Origin of the sequence: Novipirellula aureliae, from assembly GCF_007860185.1 — a bacterium.
GTDB lineage: Bacteria > Planctomycetota > Planctomycetia > Pirellulales > Pirellulaceae > Novipirellula_A > Novipirellula_A aureliae.
In genome coordinates this window covers 336,720-353,461 of sequence record NZ_SJPY01000004.1, presented here as the reverse complement: position 1 = coordinate 353,461, position 16,742 = coordinate 336,720, and the positions used below count along the sequence as shown (strand labels likewise).

At 53.9% G+C, this 16,742-nt stretch carries 12 protein-coding genes and 3 tRNA genes; 7 read left to right on the top strand and 8 right to left on the bottom strand.

Annotated elements, in window-relative coordinates; all coding sequences use genetic code 11:
- Window positions 1-121: 121 nt before the first annotated feature.
- Window positions 122-1,078 (bottom strand): 4-hydroxy-3-methylbut-2-enyl diphosphate reductase, encoded by a 957-nt coding sequence (gene ispH, locus Q31b_RS13700; protein WP_146600244.1) that lies wholly within the window; start codon window positions 1,076-1,078, stop codon window positions 122-124.
- A gap of 57 nt (window positions 1,079-1,135) precedes the next feature.
- Between ispH and hpnC the strand changes: the two genes are divergently transcribed.
- From hpnC to hpnE, 3 genes are all read left to right on the top strand, one after another.
- On the top strand, window positions 1,136-2,008 hold the full coding sequence (gene hpnC / locus Q31b_RS13695) for a squalene synthase HpnC (protein ID WP_231617559.1): 873 nt from the start codon (window positions 1,136-1,138) through the stop codon (window positions 2,006-2,008).
- Between the two features lie 157 nt (window positions 2,009-2,165).
- Window positions 2,166-3,140, top strand: coding sequence for a phytoene/squalene synthase family protein (locus tag Q31b_RS13690; RefSeq protein ID WP_146600243.1), 975 nt, complete (start codon window positions 2,166-2,168; stop codon window positions 3,138-3,140).
- Window positions 3,137-4,558, top strand: a complete 1,422-nt coding sequence (hpnE, locus tag Q31b_RS13685) for a hydroxysqualene dehydroxylase HpnE (protein WP_146600242.1) — start codon at window positions 3,137-3,139, stop codon at window positions 4,556-4,558. Before Q31b_RS13690 ends, hpnE begins: the two co-directional genes overlap by 4 nt.
- Window positions 4,559-4,590: 32 nt before the next feature.
- Here the strand turns inward: hpnE and rdgB are convergent, their stop codons facing one another.
- Together rdgB and Q31b_RS13675 are read right to left on the bottom strand one after the other, a co-directional pair.
- The gene (gene rdgB / locus Q31b_RS13680) at window positions 4,591-5,190 is read right to left on the bottom strand and encodes an RdgB/HAM1 family non-canonical purine NTP pyrophosphatase (RefSeq protein WP_146600241.1); all 600 of its coding nucleotides are present in this window, start codon (window positions 5,188-5,190) and stop codon (window positions 4,591-4,593) included.
- 3 nt (window positions 5,191-5,193) lie between these two features.
- On the bottom strand, window positions 5,194-6,036 hold the full coding sequence (locus tag Q31b_RS13675; protein ID WP_231617558.1) for a polyprenol monophosphomannose synthase: 843 nt from the start codon (window positions 6,034-6,036) through the stop codon (window positions 5,194-5,196).
- A 296-nt stretch (window positions 6,037-6,332) separates the two neighbouring features.
- Between Q31b_RS13675 and Q31b_RS13670 the strand changes: the two genes are divergently transcribed.
- Window positions 6,333-6,406: transfer RNA gene (locus Q31b_RS13670), tRNA-Met, on the top strand.
- A gap of 186 nt (window positions 6,407-6,592) precedes the next feature.
- Here Q31b_RS13670 and Q31b_RS13665 read toward each other — a convergent pair.
- Window positions 6,593-7,651, bottom strand: coding sequence for a hypothetical protein (locus Q31b_RS13665; RefSeq protein ID WP_146600240.1), 1,059 nt, complete (start codon window positions 7,649-7,651; stop codon window positions 6,593-6,595).
- Between the two features lie 607 nt (window positions 7,652-8,258).
- On the opposite strand from Q31b_RS13665, the gene Q31b_RS13660 reads away from it, so the two are divergent.
- Window positions 8,259-8,343: transfer RNA gene (locus Q31b_RS13660), tRNA-Leu, on the top strand.
- Between the two features lie 481 nt (window positions 8,344-8,824).
- Here the strand turns inward: Q31b_RS13660 and Q31b_RS13655 are convergent.
- A tRNA-Arg gene (locus Q31b_RS13655) sits at window positions 8,825-8,898 on the bottom strand.
- A gap of 428 nt (window positions 8,899-9,326) precedes the next feature.
- Window positions 9,327-10,742, bottom strand: coding sequence for a trypsin-like peptidase domain-containing protein (locus Q31b_RS13650; RefSeq protein WP_146600239.1), 1,416 nt, complete (start codon window positions 10,740-10,742; stop codon window positions 9,327-9,329).
- Window positions 10,743-11,299: 557 nt separating this feature from the next.
- Between Q31b_RS13650 and Q31b_RS13645 the strand changes: the two genes are divergently transcribed.
- Window positions 11,300-12,319 (top strand): hypothetical protein, encoded by a 1,020-nt coding sequence (locus Q31b_RS13645; protein ID WP_146600238.1) that lies wholly within the window; start codon window positions 11,300-11,302, stop codon window positions 12,317-12,319.
- 165 nt (window positions 12,320-12,484) lie between these two features.
- Here the strand turns inward: Q31b_RS13645 and Q31b_RS13640 are convergent, their stop codons facing one another.
- Window positions 12,485-13,264 (bottom strand): SGNH/GDSL hydrolase family protein, encoded by a 780-nt coding sequence (locus tag Q31b_RS13640; RefSeq protein WP_146600237.1) that lies wholly within the window; start codon window positions 13,262-13,264, stop codon window positions 12,485-12,487.
- A 556-nt stretch (window positions 13,265-13,820) separates the two neighbouring features.
- On the opposite strand from Q31b_RS13640, the gene Q31b_RS13635 reads away from it, so the two are divergent.
- Window positions 13,821-15,257, top strand: a complete 1,437-nt coding sequence (locus Q31b_RS13635; RefSeq protein ID WP_146600236.1) for a sigma-54-dependent transcriptional regulator — start codon at window positions 13,821-13,823, stop codon at window positions 15,255-15,257.
- 199 nt (window positions 15,258-15,456) lie between these two features.
- Here Q31b_RS13635 and Q31b_RS13630 read toward each other — a convergent pair whose 3' ends face one another.
- Window positions 15,457-16,644 carry a GTPase gene (locus Q31b_RS13630; RefSeq protein ID WP_146600235.1) on the bottom strand — a complete coding sequence of 396 codons (1,188 nt, stop codon included), beginning with the start codon at window positions 16,642-16,644 and terminating at the stop codon, window positions 15,457-15,459.
- Window positions 16,645-16,742 lie beyond the last annotated feature (98 nt).

Here is a 16,742-nt window from a genome sequence, read left to right as displayed (position 1 = left end):
TGCACACTCCATTTAGGGATTTCAAACTTGAATTGCTTCAGGTCGCTTCGCCGCGACACACGTGGCCTAGGCTTCCCAGGCTGGGGACGCCCCCCAGGCTGGAAGCCTAGGCCACGTGTCCTTACGGCGAAGTCGCCTTGCGCACTTCATCAGCAAATGCTCTTAGTGGCTTCGGCAGTGGAAACTCGACATTCTCCTCACGTACTTCGTGGACCTCGACCGTCGCATCAAACCTTTCCACCAACCAATCGATGGTTGCTTGCACGACCGATTCGGGCGCACTTGCGCCGGCCGTGATCAATACCGTTTGAGCATCTTTGAAAAAGTCTTTGTCTAAATCACTTGGGCCGTCGACAAGGAAGGCTGGTTTGTCGTTCGCCCCACCGAGTTGGCGGAGCCGTTGGCTATTGCTGCTGTTTTGGCTACCCAGAACAACAATCACATCTGCATGACTTGATAGTTTGCTAACCGCTTCTTGGCGGTTTTGGGTTGCATAGCAAATATCGCCTTTTGGCGGACTTTGAATGTTCGGAAACCGCTGCCGCAATTTCTGGATAATCCGCGTTGCATCGTCAACACTCAAGGTGGTCTGAGTCAAAAAGGCAAGTTTTGTATCATCAGCAACTTCGATGGCGTCAACGTCATCCTCGTCTTCGATCAAGAGGATCGCTTCCGGTGCCTCGCCCATCGTGCCGATCACTTCGTCATGTCCTTCATGGCCAATTAGAAAGATCGTGTAACCTGCTTTGGCGTACTTGATCGCTTCGAGGTGAACCTTCGTCACCAGCGGGCATGTGGCATCGAGGGCATTGAGATTTCTGGCTTTGGCTGCTTGGCGGGTTTCAGGTGAGACACCGTGTGCGGAAAACAGCAGCACGCTGCCCTCGGGGACCTCTTCGATGCTTTCCACAAACACGGCACCCTTGTCGCGGAAAAAGTCAACGACATACTTGTTGTGGACGATTTCGTGGTAAACATAGACCGGTGGCCCAAACTTTTGCAGGGTCAAACGAAGCGAATCGATCGCCATGTGAACCCCGGCACAAAATCCTCGAGGTGCCGCTAAGATGATTTTCATAAGTCGCGTACTCTTTTCATTGCCAATTGTTTAAACTCTTGGTTTCGTCGTAAACCTTTGCCAACCAAAACAGCGTCCCCTATGACCGTTTCGGGCGACCTTGCGAACTCGGAGAAGCTATGCCGAAAGATTGCCAATTCGCATTACGAAAACTTCCTTGTCAGCCGCTTGCTGCTGCCGCGTCGTTACCGCCAACCGTTTGTGAATGTCTACGCTTTTTGCCGCACCGCTGATGATCTGGCCGATGAGTCCGATTCACCCGAATCAGCCTTGAAGCAGCTCGCTCAATTTCAAACTTCACTCGATGCCACCTTCGCCGGCCATCCGCCGGGTGGGCTGTTTCCTGCTCTGCACCAAACCGTCGAGGACTTTCATCTCGATCAACAACCGTTCAATGACTTGCTCTGCGCTTTTCGCCAAGACCAACTCGAAACACGTTTTCGCGATTTTGAAGAACTTCTATGTTATTGTCAACGAAGTGCGAATCCAGTTGGCCGAATCGTCTTGCGACTTGCGGATGCCGCCAGCGACGAAAACGTGGCGTTTTCCGATAAAATCTGTACAGGCCTACAATTAGTGAATTTCTGGCAAGATGTTGCTCGCGATTTTGCTATCGGCCGAGTTTACTTGCCCAATGACCAAATGGAGCGGTTCGGCGTCGACGATGCGATGCTCCGGTTGCCCACGACCGTGGCACCGCTACGGCAACTGCTTGTCAGCGAATGCAACCGGGCCGAACAGTATTTCTTGGATGGACAAACGATCATATCTCGGGTGCCTAAGTGGCTGGGCCGAAATTTGAGCCTGTTCATCGGCGGCGGCCTGGCAACGATCTCTGCGATTCGAAAAATCGATTTCGATGTCTTGAAACAACGGCCAACGGTTAGCAAAAGAACGCAAATACGTTTGGTGCTGAAGCATTTTTGGTAGGCAAGTGCTTGGTCGCAACAAAGAATGAGGGTAAGCATCTTTTGTGGCTGTGACTTCCAGTCGCAGCTTACTGCGGCAAGATGCCCCAGTCACTCTTTGGCCAAGCCCAAAATCAAGCGGTGACAAAGGACTAGCCTTACGGCTATCCTCCTACATTATGAACGCCGATCAATCCGTCGCTGCCAGCTATCGCTTTGCACGCCGCATTTCTCGCCAAAGTGGTAGCAATTTCTACCGCTCGTTTTGGCTGCTGCCTCCGCCAAAACGTGACGCGATGGTTGCACTCTATGCATTCGCTCGGATTACCGACGATGTGGGCGATTGCGGTGAGCCGACTGCATTACGAACTCGCTGGCTTGATTGGTGGCGACATACTACGGCGCTGAATCTGATGGGCGATTCCGAATCGCAAACTATCACGCTCCCCGACTTGCCCGACGCCAAGGGGTCTCAGTGGATGGAGGTGCTGCCAGCGAAAGCAAACGCGGTTCTACCAGCCATCCGACACGCAGCTGCGCGTTACCAGATCCCTTCCCGCTACCTCCTGGAAATCATTGATGGCGTTTTAGCGGACCAACAAAAAACGCGGTTCGATACCTACGAGCAACTCGAGCATTACTGTTACCTCGTTGCATCAGCTGTCGGCTTGGCGTGCCTACATATTTGGGAGTTCAATGAACCGCTGCCAACCGAGGCGGCGATCGATTGCGGTTTGGCTTTCCAAATGACCAATGTACTTCGCGATATTGCCGAGGACGCGCGCCGCGGACGGATCTATCTGCCCAGGCAACATTACCAGCAACATGGATTGTGTGAAGACGATCTTTTGCATCCGCGAGCCGATGATCGCTTGCTGTGTTTAATCCAAGACGAAATTCAACGAGCGAAAAAACTATTCAACTCCGGTTGGGGGGTTTGGGATTCGCTTAGTGACGATGGGCGACCGATGTTTAGCATGATGTGGCGAACGTATCGACGACTATTGACCCGAATCGAAGAGAATCCATCCGCGGTCGTTTCGCGGCGAATTTGCTTGTCCGCCGTCGACCGACTCGGCTTGGGCGTTCAGCATTTTTTGCCGATGCGGTTTCGCCGGATGCCGGTCCCGCCGATCGAAATACAAACAAGATGAGTACTAGGCATGTCGTGATCATCGGCGCCGGATTAGCAGGCCTTTCCGCTGCCGAAACACTCGCTCGGGTCGACCGCAGCGGCATCAAGATCACCCTCTTCGAAGCCAAGCGGATCGCTGGCGGCCGCGCCGGATCGTTTACCGATACGCTAACAGGAAACGCCGTCGATTATTGCCAACATGTCGCAATGGGATGTTGCACCAACCTACTCGGCCTGTTGTCACGCTGTGGTTTGGAGCGGTCCATGAACCGTTACGAACGACTGCAGTTTTATCACCCCGCTTTTCCAGTCAGTGAGTTTTCGCCATCGCGTTTTTTACCCGCTCCGCTGCATCTGGCCAAAGTGATTGGCCAGCAACGCTACCTTAGCTGTTCAGCGAAAAAGCAAATTCGTTCGGCCATGCGACGTTTGTTCCGCACCCCAACGAAACGTCTGCAGTCGGTCACCGCACTCGATTGGCTCGAGCAGCAGAACCAATCCGCCGATGCGATCCGTGATTTTTGGAGTGTTATTCTCGTCAGTGCTTTGGGGGACACCTGTGACCATGCGTCGATGGCCGCAGCACGCAAGGTTTTCGTCGATGGTTTCGCGGCTGCCAAAGGAGCCTCCGATGTCCTCGTGCCACAGCGACCTTTGTCCGAATGGTTGGGTTGCGACTTGGTCAAGGCGATCGAAGCGACTGGCATCCATTTTCGCTCGCAGTCTGCGGTAAAGCGAATCGTCACCGAGGGACCGCTGCTTGTCGGCGTCGAAACTCTGGCAGGCGAATTGATCAAAGCGGATGCAATTATCAGTGCGGTCCCCTGGCACGCATTCGGTCGACTCGTCGATGCGTCGGGTATCAGCGAAGCCATTCCAAATCTCGATTCGATTCGTAGCATCCCCTCTTCACCGATCACCGGCATCCATCTTTGGTTTGATCGGCCGATCATGACGTCTGCCCATGCCGTTTTGATTGGCGGGTTGGCCCAGTGGGTTTTTCGGCAACCATTCGAAGGAACCAGCAATGACTCGAGAAATCACTATTACCAAGTCGTCATCAGCGGAGCCTATTCAATCAGCGAGTTGAGCAAAGACGAGATGATCGATCAAGTGATCTCGGAATTGGGGGGACACTTTCCGATTGCAAAGCAAGCACGGCTAGAACACTCTCGCATCGTGACGGACCCCTTTTCCGTTTTTTCGATTCGCCCCGACGTCGAAGCGATCCGCCCTTGCTCGCGTTGCGAGCGATTGCCGTGGCTATCGCTCGCAGGTGATTGGACGGCAACCGGATGGCCATCGACGATGGAAGGAGCCGTCATCAGCGGCATTCAAGCTGCTTCGTCTGCGGCACAGTATTTTGGATTCGCCTCGCCTGAGCCAGATGGCGGTTTGTCTAAAAGTTGGTTGGCAAGAATGCTAATCGTGGAATAACGGTAACACAGGCTTCTAGCCTGTTTCGTTTTCTAAACACACAGCTTCAATAGCTGCGGAACCAATTTTCTCAGCGCCCGCGAGCGGTGACTGATTGCACGTTTGACCGTTAAGTCGAGATCACCAAACGTGCGATGATATTCGCGGATGATAAACAAAGGGTCGTAGCCGAAACCGGCCTTGCCTTGCCGAGCATGCGCGATGCGTCCCGCACAGCGAGCATGCGACTCGAGCACTACCTTGCCCGCCGGATCCGACAAGCACAGGTAGCTATTGAAATAAGCGGACCGCTGCTCGTCAGGGACGCCCTGCAACTCGGCGAGCAATTTGTCGTTGTTTGCTTCGTCGTCGCCGTGAGCTCCTGCATAGCGAGCGGAATAAACGCCGGGTTGTCCGCCGAGCGCGTCGACCGTCAATCCGCTGTCTTCCGCCAAGACCCACTGGCCCAAATGCTTTGCCTGCTCGGTCGCTTTGATCGCAGCATTTTCGGCAAACGTTTCCCCGCTCTCTTCCACATCGATCGAGCCAGGGATTTCCGCAAGCGTTAACAGCCGAATGGAATCCTCGGGCAACAGCAGACGCAGTTCAACCAACTTCTTGGCATTGTTCGTTCCGACGACTATTTCAAACATCCGTTATCTATACTTTTGGGTTTGTCGGGTTTTGACTAGACATGAAAAACTGAGTCGAACCATTTGTCCGATCGATCGAAACGCTTCGGTCATCGTCAACTTGCTTTCGCCCTCTTCACGATCCGTGAACGTAATCGGAAGCTCCTTCATCACGGCGTTGTCACGATTGAACTCTACCAATAACTCCTCAAGCAGCGAATAGCCTTCACTTCGCAAACGACTTTGGTCGATTTGTTTGAGTGCGGCAACTCGGTAGCAACGCATCGAACCACTGCAATCGCGGACCGGTAACCGCAAACAGAGCGTTGCAAAGCGGTTTACCATTCGGCTCATCAAGCGTCGTTGCCACGGCCAACCGATAATTTGGCCCCCTGAAACGTAACGTGACCCGATGACCACGTCGACTTCCGGGGATGAGATCGAGAGGCCGAGCATTGATGGCAAGTCGGTAGGATCGTGGCTAAGGTCAGCATCCAAATTGATAAAGAAATCATAGTCGCCCTCGATCGCGTGGTTCACCGCTCGAAGGATCGCGCTACCAAGTCCACGCTCGTTTTCACGCACCTCGACCTGCACCGAATTCAAATTGGAAAATCGCTGGCGAACCACATTGGCGGTGCCATCGGGTGAGTTATCGTCAACGACCAAGATGTCGGCGCCAGGAAGTGCTGACCGAATTCGTTCGACAACGGTGACAATATTGGCGACTTCGTTGAACGTACAAACACCTACCAAGACTTTTGCTGAGCCTAAATCAGCAGCACTCAAGTTTTCGCCTGATTCCTCTTGTCCATTTAGATCCCGCTCGAGCGGCATCGACGAAGGTGCCGAAGAAGATGCATTCATGACACAAAACTCGATGGGGATGAAATAGAGATTTTCTAACAACGCAGCTCGCTGCGTTTCGCGGTTTGCGGGAGTTTATGCAATACCAACCAATCGATCAACGGTTGACCGGCATCGATTGCCGGCTATCTTGGCTCGGCGCGGTTTCCACCTCCGAGCCAATGCAATTCCCGCGAGCGAAAACCCCGTTAATCTTCCCTAGCGGTGCAGATTCCCGCTTCAGCGCCGGCGGGATTAACGAAATCACAACCCGTATTGGCTGATAATTCAGGGTTTGCTAGACTGGCGACAAATAAGGCGATGTAGCTCAGTCGGTTAGAGCGGAGTCTTCATAAGGCTTAGGTCAGCGGTTCGAGTCCGCTCATCGCTATTTTTTTAGGTCTGTTTTTTCAGCAGCCTTGATGCTTTGGGCCAATCCGGCAGCTGAAACTTCTTCTCGACGTTAGCCCATGCATGCTTCATAACCGGCCTCTTCTCGAAGCAGCGGCTACGAATCACCCTCCACCGAATTTGTGATGGCCGTTTTTCTCGCGTGATCGAGTCGAAGAGGAGGAGATTACGGGGTGGTGAATTTGGAGCGGGAGTAGATGTTGAATTTCTGTAGGTCTTCGTCGCACGTGTGGTTTTCGAATTCGTAGTTCCAGGGTTCGATGTATCGCATGCCGAGGTCTTCTGCCTGTTTGAAGACCGAGGCATAGTCACGATCTTTAAAGCGATCTGGCTGGTCAGAGCGGCCGATAACCTGGCCGTAGAGGTCTCCTTGGTAGTCGCTCAGGAGGTGGATCAAATCGGCCTGATACTCCGTTTTGCCAGAGATCCACCACATACCGATGCCGACGCGATTTTCATACGGAGGCTTTTGGAACTCGCTGATGAGACGGGTGGGAATTTCGATGCTGTGAAAGAGTTCGTGGACTTCGAAGGCAACGGCTTTTCCGGGAAAGGCTTGGAGCACACTGTGCGTGGTCTCAGCGGATGCTTTGAGCCAGAGGTCGCCAAATTTCTTTTCCGCGTCTTTGTCGCGCGGGTTGATGCCTGCGGCTTGTAGCAGTGTTTGAGTGGGGACACCGTTGAAATGCCCTTCAGTGCCGTTGCTCGTCATCTGGGGTACGTAGATCAGTTTCAAGCGTTGGTCGGATCGATATCGATTGCCGACGGCGCTTAGCATCTCTTTTAGACGTTTTTGAACGAGCGGATCCCAGTATTTTGGCATCTGCACAGGGTTGCCGCGGAAGTTCATTGTGAAGGTTTCGACGTGCAGGTCGGAGACAAGCCAATCGGGTGAGAGGGAACGAGGCCGTCTCCATGCTTGAGCGGAGTTTTCGGGGACCTGCGTGGAAGTCCAGCCACCGTGGATGGCTAGGGTCCAGTTCATTGTGGGCTTGAGAAGACGCACCTGTTTTTCGATGGGATCGAAGTTGAATTGGCCAGGCTTTGGTTCCATTTCGCTCCAGGTAACTCGGACGAGTCCACCTTGCATCTGTTTGTTTTGGACGGCGGCGGCCGTGATCCTGCTAGCGTAGGTGCCGGTCGGTTTTTCAACGTCCTTTCCGATTGCATTCGAAACGAGCAAGAGAGGCAACAACAGTTGTGAGAACGTGTACGGAGTTTTCATGGCGATTTAGTTCCCTGAGATGAGCAAAAGGTTACTACACCCATTCTATTTCAATTGACAATACGAAATCGCGAGCGTTGCGATCATTCGATATTTTCTTGCCAACTGCCATTGCTGCCCCAGGCTAGCCCGGATGATTCATTAGCCGTATTGGCGATAGCGGCCTGCTGATTTAATCGTTTAACGCTTAGCCGAAGGCGTCAGCTTTTCCATAAGCGGTCGCCTATGGCTTGGCGTTAAACAATAAGTCGAGTCAAACCAATTAAATCGACAGCCCGCTAACGCCAAAACGGCTAAGACGCAGACTGTTTTTCGAGCAATGAACGTAAACGCTTGAAGGCGTAGACGTTAGCAAAACAATTTGCAAGCCCCATGAATCATCCAGGCTAGCCACCGAAATCGACCAGCCGCCACCTATTTTTTTCGCCCATTGTCCTGAACCATCGGCGAACAAAGGGAAGTCCTAATCGGTCTTGGCTCGTTTTGTTTTCTTGGATCGAGTGGACATGGAAGCGGCCTTGATTCTGGGTTACAGGTGTACCATCGGGTGTACCCAGAAATACGAGACATTGCAGCGAGAAAGAAAAGGCCGTAAACTACGGCTCACGCCCAGGTGGTGGAATTGGCAGACACAAGGGACTTAAAATCCCTCGAGCGTTAAGCTTGTGCGGGTTCGAGTCCCGCCCTGGGCATCCTGATTGATTGCTGTTGACGGATGCGTGCCACAAACTTGCGTTTCGCGGTGTCTTTTCGCAATCACCTACGTCGCCTGATTGCTGCTGATTGCCAGAAGATGCTGCTTGGTGGGGTGTAATGGGGGGGCTTTCGGATAGGTCAAATCTTGCCCCTACTCGTGTCGACCTTTCAAGCGAGGTCTTCGTCGTCAAGGGCGTCGTGCTTGATCGCGAGTCGTGCTTGATCGCGAGTCGTGCTTGATCGCGAGTCGTGCTTGATCGCGATGGGGGCGGAGTTGCGAGTCACGATGAAACCTCTTTGATCGCCTACAGGTCCGTCCTTTGCGTTTCTCGTGTTGCCCATACCCGAATCGAGATCATGCGTTAGGCATCGTGCGTTAGGCATCGTTACGCGGTTTGTTCTGCCGCAGTCATCGCGATTCGTGGCGGCAAGATTTCGCCATTAGCCTTCTTCACCATTCGGTAGCACCACCGCAGGCACGCCCAGTAGGATTCGAACCTACGACCTACAGATTAGAAGTCTGTTGCTCTATCCAGCTGAGCTATGGGCGCGAGAGTGACTCACCATGCTTCCACCAGATGCAAACTCAGGCTTGGCGACATTCGCCGTTTACGTTAGCCCTGTTTTTCTCAAGGGAACCGTGGCTAGCGGGCTGTCGATTTAATCGTTTAACGCTTAGCCGAAGGCGTCAGTTTTTCCGTAAGCGGTCGCCTATGGCTTGTCGTTAAACAATAAGTCGAGTCAAACCGATTAAATCGACAGCCCGCTAGCGTCAAAACGGCAAACCCCAAAATCAAAGAGGGTGAAGCACTCGAAGACGCATTCTAGTCGGTTTTCTCGCTGTGTCACATGCCCAAAGCGCGGAAAAAGCCACTTCCGCACTCGTCCCGGCTGGGTCAGCGGACTCGACGGCGATTGCGGGTCGCAGCAAAATCGAGTTCGCCCCGGGACGTGTACGGCAAGGGCTTTATCGGCTCTTCTAGCGGCGGGCCGAATCCCGCTGAGATGCGATTTGCAGATGTCCGAACAACGTTTGCTCTTTGCGAACGATGTAAAACTTCGCTTTGGGTGCTTGCTGCATGTCAGGATGCTCCAAAATACCCGCCAAATCGGACATCGAATTGGTTTGCCAGCCGTGGATACCAATCAGAATGTCACCCGCGGCCAAACCTTGCTGGTCGGCTGGCGAGCCAGCACGAACCGAGGTGATATACAAGCCGCCTCGATTTGACGTTCTCATCCGGGCGTTCAAGCGGCGGATGGTCGATTCGGCCACCGGACGAGCCTGGATGCCGATGACCGACCATGCCAAACTTTCGACCGACTCGCTGCGGCGGTCGGTTGCCGATTCCAAACTAACCGCAACTTCCATCGACTGCCCGTCACGCTGAAGTCCAAAAGGGATAGATTCACCAGGCGTTTTGCCGAGCAGAGCGAGTGCGAAATCGAGCCGGTCGTCGACATCCTGCGAACCAACGCGGACCACACGGTCTCCTGGCTTCAGCCCGCCACTCGCTGCGGTGCTGCTGGCGGAGACATGGGCGAGCGTAACGCCGTCGCCATCGCGGGGGCCGCCGTTGGTTCGCAGACCTGTCGCTAATCGTCGTTCGTTCTGATCCTCAATCATCTCGGTAACTATCTCGATCACCTGATCGATCGGAATCGCAAAGGCAATCTGCTGAGCCCCTACCCGAACGGCCACATTGATCCCAATGATTTCACCATCAATGTTGAGCAGTGGACCACCCGAATTGCCGGGGTTGATTCCTGCACTGACTTGAATCAGGTCACGATATTCCTGGGTCTCGTTGACCGGCACGTCACGGTGCAGGGCACTGATGATCCCCTTCGTACTGGTGTGCACATAACCGTATGCATTGCCGATCGCGATCACACTTTCGCCCACCATCAAATCGCTACTGGTGCCGCGTGGGATCGTTGGCAAAGGGGAGTTCGATTTGACCTTAATTAATGCTAAATCGTCGCGAACCCGAGCGGTCACTAAATCAGCGGTGGTGGTTTCACCATTACTAAGCGTCACCAAAATGTCATCGACATCCTCGACAACGTGGTAGTTCGTGATCACATAACCGCGTGGATCGATAATGACCCCTGTCCCCATCCCGTTGACTTGCCGGAACGAATCGGGGCCGTTCGCCCCGGCCATTCCGGCCGCCGTCGCGCGGATCGTTTTTTGGCCGTGTATGTTCACGACGGCTGGTGATGCTCGGCGAATCGCCATCACGGTCGGCGTTAGCCGATGATCCGATTGCGTTCTTGAAGCCTGTGGCGATTGAGCGGCGAGCGACTGTGTGAAACTTGCTAGTGCTACGACTGCAACACCAGAAAAAATCAAACGGCCAAGCGCCGGGCAATGGAGGATAGTGGGTCGCATATATCCCTATACCCGAATCGGTCGGATCACGAAATTGGCGAACGCTACAATGGAAACGCCAAGCAATAGCCGCATGATCGGCATGACGTTTTGATTCGGTCCAATCGCGACGATTGCTTGACAAGTCAAAATCAGCGCCGCAAGGTTTACCAGGCTTAACGCTCGCTAGCCCACCAGCGACATCGAATCGTTCCCTTCACCCTTCAACTTCAGCAAAAAATCGGAGCAAATGCCAACTCTTTGCAAAAAATAAGCCCCGTGTGAAACTAGCTAGCTATCCTAAAGAAAACCTGTCACAATCAATTGCAGAATCGACTTTCGCTACATTGGAGCCGAAAGTCTTGACGACTTTCGCTACGACGATGACGGGGGTTCAGACAGAGTCGGGACGAATTTCTTCTTGAAGGACAATGATAGCAATGACCTGTATTCATTTGAGAAAACTCTATCAACGGTGTTCGAGCGAAGGAGTCAAAATTGGCGGTTCCGACTTGAGTCCGAATCGCCTGCCCCTGCAAGTGTCTCCAATCTGCTTCCTCTAAACACCCCATGATGCTGTGACAGAGTCAATCATCCGGCCTTTCCGCAACGTCGACCTGCCTCGCTTGGTCGACGTATGGATCCAGCACTGGTCCTGTATCGGTATCTCGCCTCCCGTTTCAATGGCTACGATTGAGCAGGCGATATTGGCGAGAATTTTCTTTCATCGCTCGAACCTGCTGGTCGCCGAGAGCGGTGGCGAGGTCCGAGCATGGTGCCATTTTGGAATCAACCCGGTCAGCGAAGCGTCGCCGAGTGTTGGCGAAAAGTCAGCCGAGCTCGTCGAGGAACAGCCACCCGCTGAGCCACCCGAACAACCGCCGGAGCTCGAGGGTCAGATTCGAGCGATCTGCTTTTCTGCCGATGGTGGACTCGACGTATGCGAACCGCTGCTGGAAGCATCCGAGCAAGCGATTCTGGCGCAGGGAGCCCGTCGTATCAAGGTGGGCGTGGTCCGCGATCGTGGCGAAGGGTACGCTGGATTGCCTCCGGTCGGGCATGGCATTGGTGTTCCCGCCGTTGATTCGCGAACTTCGTCGCTGTTATCTCGAAAAGGCTACAACCGCGGAAAATCAATCTTTCGCTTCGTTGTCTCGACCAGTTCCTACCGGCCGCCGGTCAGCCGCGAAGCGTTGCAGTTCCGCCGCACCACTCGTCTTGAGCACGTGTTGAGAATTCCTTGCGAGCCAGCTCTAGCATCCTCCTTGTCCCATTTTGATATTGAACGGTTTTCGCTGTTAGACCATCGCAGCGCCGAAATCTTGGCTCAAATGGACCTCTGGTCGAGCGATGTGGAAGCCCAGGTGATGAACTGCGACAACGCGATCTTAGATCTGTCGCAGCGAAAGGATCCCGAGCGTTTGGACAGCGCCGAGACGTTCATGATTGGAAACCTGATTCAGAGGCTTGGGGACCGCCGAATCTACACGGTCGAAACAGCGGTCGATGGCACCCAAAATGAACTCGTCAAGCAACTCGAAGCGTTACAATTCAAGAACGTCGAGCAAGGCTATTTGTGGACGAAACAAATTCGTTAGTGCTTTTATCGTTTAGAGAGCGTTCAGGTCTCGGCGATCGCCGCTCTCGATTCGCCGCTTTCATCGCCTCTTCAAACGGCTGCAATCCGTCACCCTGCTTCGAACCCTTCGCCACCCGCTACGGTAGGAGCCGCGATTTCGCCCCGTTTGTAAGTTTGTAAGAAACTAGACGCCGGATGGGACTTCCTCAACCACCTCACGCCAAGTCTTGGTCATTAGGCTGTGACCTGCTAATGTTGGGTGGACCCCGTCGGCGGCCCAGTACTTTGGTGGTGCTTCTTTGACCGCTTCGTCAAACATCTCTTGGAAGGGAACTCGCGTCAGAGAGAGTTCCTCGCCCACGCTACGAGCCACCTCAAGTCGCTCGGTGAACTCGGGGAACCAGTCATCGGTTACCGCACCACATCGTAAAACGAAGGGCTCGCAAAGAATGATCCGTACTTGCGGCAGCGCCTCTTGCGTCTGTTGCAACAAGGTGGTCAATCCAGATCGATAATCTTCCACCGTGCCGTCGTAGCGTCCGTTCAGCTTATGCCAAATATCGTTAACACCCACCAAAACGCTCAAAATACTCGGCTTTAGATCCAAACAATCGGTTTGCCATCGCGCTTGCAGATTGGGAACTCGGTGTCCGCTGATACCGCGATTGTAGATCGTCAACTGTTTTTCAGGATAATCCCGCAACAATTCGCTGGCGATCATAAACGGGTAGCCATCACCCAGGCTTTTGGCTTGGTTGGCTTGTTGTTGGCTGCGATCACGGTGGGAATCGGTAATCGAGTCCCCTTGGAATAGGATGACCCCATTTTTTGTGTACGGCTCGGATGCCGTCTCTTCGCTGGCACGCGTACGCGAAGAACGGTCGGCCAGACCACTGCCAAGCCCGAAGGCGGCGATTGCAGCAGCGGAAGAGCGAAACAGATCGCGGCGGTCAATGGGTGTCATGGTCGTTGTCCAAGCCTTGGCGGTTGATAGATGATGGAAGGGCAATAGGTTACCTCTGCCTGCAACCGCATTCTAACCTCCTCGGTATCGGCAGGCAACTTCGCAGAATTCAGGCGGAGCGAGACCGTTATTTAGATTGGATGGCAGGGAATTGAAGGCAGTAAAGAGCAGGATCCGAAAAGTTTAGCCGCTAATCGCCTCCCCCGAGCGCAGAGGTCGTGCCGCTTTTCAGTGCAACATGGCGAACAACATACAACCTCCCCCAACTGCGTCGGGGGAGGGGGGATACCGCGTAAACGCTGTTAAACAAACGCTTCAATGTGGAACGACCTGCACAGCATAAGGTGGCGTGAGCCACCGGAACGAGTTTGCTGGTCGTAAATCGCTCAAAACGACTAGATCGACGATTTTCGGGGGCTGAATTGACGGTTCGTGGCAGATTTCGGCAGGATTCTTTTGCTTGGCCGCATTCTGTGACCTAAATACCTATGACCTGAATAATCGTGTGTTTTTACCAAATACTGATTCGCAACCCGCCAAGCCCCCCAAAGCAACTATGACCAGTGCCGCATCGATCCTGCTTGTCGACGACGACTACCGCCTCGCGGAATCGATGGCCTTATGGCTACGAGAGCTGGACCACGAAGTCATCACCGCTGGCAATCTCGATTCGGCCAAAACGGCGTTACGAAAACACGCCTTCGACTTGGTGATCACCGATTTGCATCTCGGCGACGAAGATGGTTTTGATCTGATCACCTACACGCGGCAAAAACATCCCGAGACCTCGGTGGTCGTTGTGACTGGCTATGCCACACCGAACACGGCCGTCGAGGCGGTTCGCGCTGGCGCCTATGACCTGCTCACCAAGCCGCTTATTGATGACGAATTAGCGCTTGCGATCGACCGATCGATCCAACAACGAAAGATTCGGAACGAAAACGATTCCCTTCGCAAGCAGCTCGACCGTCGCAGCGGGATGGAGAACATTCTTAGCCACGACTATCGCATGTTGAAAATTTTTGACGTTGTCGACTCAATCGCCGATGCGCGCGCTTCGGTTTTGATCACGGGTGAAAATGGAACGGGAAAGAGTATGATCGCCCGCGCCATTCATTCCCGCAGCTCTCGCCGTGGTGGCCCGTTTATCGAAGTCGCTTGCGGAGCACTTCCCGACACCCTTTTAGAAAGCGAATTGTTCGGGCATGTCCAGGGCGCTTTTACGGGCGCGACCAATGACCGGGCGGGGAAGTTCCAGCTCGCCGACGGCGGTACGTTGTTCTTAGACGAAATCGCAACCGCGACGCCCGCGATGCAGGTAAAACTGCTTCGCGTCCTTCAAGAGTTTCAATTCGAACCACTCGGTGGGTCGGAGACCGCAAGTGTCGACACTCGAGTGATTCTGGCGACCAACGAAGATCTCGCTCGCGCGGTTTCCAGTGGGGAGTTTCGCCAAGACTTGTACTACCGTGTCAATGTTGTCAATATCGTGATTCCTCCATTGAGAGAACGGGTTGGTGACATCCCGTTACTCGTCGATCACTTTCTACGCGAAGCCTGCGAAGCAGCGGATCGGGATATTGAAGGGTTCGATCGTGAAGCGGTCGCGGCATTGCAAGCTTACGGATGGCCAGGCAACGTTCGTCAACTCGAAAATGTCGTCGAACGCGCCGTTTTACTGAGCCGCCATTCCACCTTGACGATAGACGATCTGCCACCTGAATTAACAGGCCGGACATCGGACGTTTCGTTTGCGAGTCACTCGGCGGCGGGAGCAGCCAATGCACCGTTGTTGACTTCCGCGAATCTGAGCGGCAAAAGCCTTCGCGAAGCGTTGGAGGCCCCCGAGCGGACGATCATTTTGCAATCGTTACGCGACCATCATTGGAACCGAGCTGCAACCGCCGACGCGCTCGATATCAACCGCACGACCCTCTATAAAAAGATGAAGCGTTTGGGTCTCGATGACCCCCGGCTCCAGTACGCTCAGTAAAGCGGATCCTGGCGGTCCAATGTCGCCTGCTCTAAGAGCGAAAAATGCCCAGCAGTAGGCCCCGTCAGTAGGCCCCGTCAGTAGGGCCCGTCAGTAGGTTCCGTCTGGGGTGCTCGAAACCTTGGTTTGTAACGGTAGCGGTGAGCATCTTTTTTGTTCCACCGTTGCCTCTCTCCCGATCCTAGAATTCGTGCAACGTTCACGCATCCGACAACAACAATGCCTTGATTGCTTGGATGGCAGAGTCGGTTCGGTTGGCTTTCGAGATGGCGGAGAGACATGCCGTTTGTCTGGCGTTGATCGGCGCAGGAGCCCCACGTGGCGGGAACGAGCGTCCCAGTGCTCCTGCAATCTTGTCCAGTAGTTCATCGATGCCTTGGCCTGTCGTCGCTGTCGTGCAGACCGTGTCATCGGTTGGCAACGAATCAACCAAATCACTTTTGTTGAGCACATCGATGCGAGGAACGCCCAATTCGCCAAAGTCGATTGCAGGGTTGTCCGGTGCGGCAATCGCTAGAACCAGGTCAGCCTTTAGAATCTCTTGTCTAGCTCGCTCGATTCCTTCGCGTTCGATCGCTTCTGCGGACGCATGAATCCCGGCGGTATCGCTTAGCCGCACGGCAATCCCATCGATCACGGTATCGGCATGTAGAATATCGCGGGTTGTCCCAGCGATCGGCGTTGTGATGCTGCGATCGTAACCCAAAATGGCATTGATCAGACTACTTTTGCCGACATTGGGAAGTCCCGCCAAGACGATTCGAAATGGTTGATCAAGCCGCGTTGTCACGGCTGCATACGACAAGATTTCTTTCGTCGCAGCATGAAGTTCCTGCAAAACGTCATCGCCCGACGGGGGAGCACCCGACGGGGAAGTAACAGACGTCCGGTCGAGTCGGTCGAGCCGATCGAGCCAACCGTCGGCCCAATCGGACAACTTGCCGCGAACTTGATCGAGCGCGATTGCTGCCGTTCGTGCGGTTTGGCAGCGAGACAAGATGATTTCGGCCTCGGCGCAGAGGCTTGTTGGCTGACTCGATTGATACTGCACTCCGCATTGGCAAAGATCGTCAAGGATTCGCTTGATCGCGGCGCTGCCACCGTGGCAATGAATCTCGATTTTGGAGCCGTCATTGGATTGATGTTTTAGCAACACGACGACCGCTTCACCCGGCCGGTTGTCATCCGCAGGGGTGCCTTCGGCAGTAGGTCCGATCCAATTGCCAAAGCGTATTACCTGTGGCACAAATGGGCGTTGGGAAGCAGGATCGAAACATCGCTGAATCGTTTCGATCGCCGAGGGGCCTTGGCAGCCAATCACGGCTACCGCCGAACGTCCCACGCCGGTCAACAGGGCACAAGTATTAAAGTTTTTTGAAGAACACATTTTTTAAGGGGTAGTAAAACAGTCAAATTAAATACACTAAGCTTTGTATCATTCATCCTTGCCAAATTTTTTTCATACGACAAACCCCTGGTAACTTC

Coding starts and splice junctions, on each gene's coding strand:
- ispH (WP_146600244.1), bottom strand. CDS start 1,078: ATGAAAATCATCTTAGCGGCACCTCGAGGATTTTGTGCCGGGGTTCAC.
- Q31b_RS13690 (WP_146600243.1), top strand. CDS start 2,166: ATGAACGCCGATCAATCCGTCGCTGCCAGCTATCGCTTTGCACGCCGC.
- hpnE (WP_146600242.1), top strand. CDS start 3,137: ATGAGTACTAGGCATGTCGTGATCATCGGCGCCGGATTAGCAGGCCTT.
- rdgB (WP_146600241.1), bottom strand. CDS start 5,190: ATGTTTGAAATAGTCGTCGGAACGAACAATGCCAAGAAGTTGGTTGAA.
- Q31b_RS13675 (WP_231617558.1), bottom strand. CDS start 6,036: ATGAATGCATCTTCTTCGGCACCTTCGTCGATGCCGCTCGAGCGGGAT.
- Q31b_RS13665 (WP_146600240.1), bottom strand. CDS start 7,651: ATGAAAACTCCGTACACGTTCTCACAACTGTTGTTGCCTCTCTTGCTC.
- Q31b_RS13650 (WP_146600239.1), bottom strand. CDS start 10,742: ATGCGACCCACTATCCTCCATTGCCCGGCGCTTGGCCGTTTGATTTTT.
- Q31b_RS13640 (WP_146600237.1), bottom strand. CDS start 13,264: ATGACACCCATTGACCGCCGCGATCTGTTTCGCTCTTCCGCTGCTGCA.
- Q31b_RS13635 (WP_146600236.1), top strand. CDS start 13,821: ATGACCAGTGCCGCATCGATCCTGCTTGTCGACGACGACTACCGCCTC.
- Q31b_RS13630 (WP_146600235.1), bottom strand. CDS start 16,644: ATGTGTTCTTCAAAAAACTTTAATACTTGTGCCCTGTTGACCGGCGTG.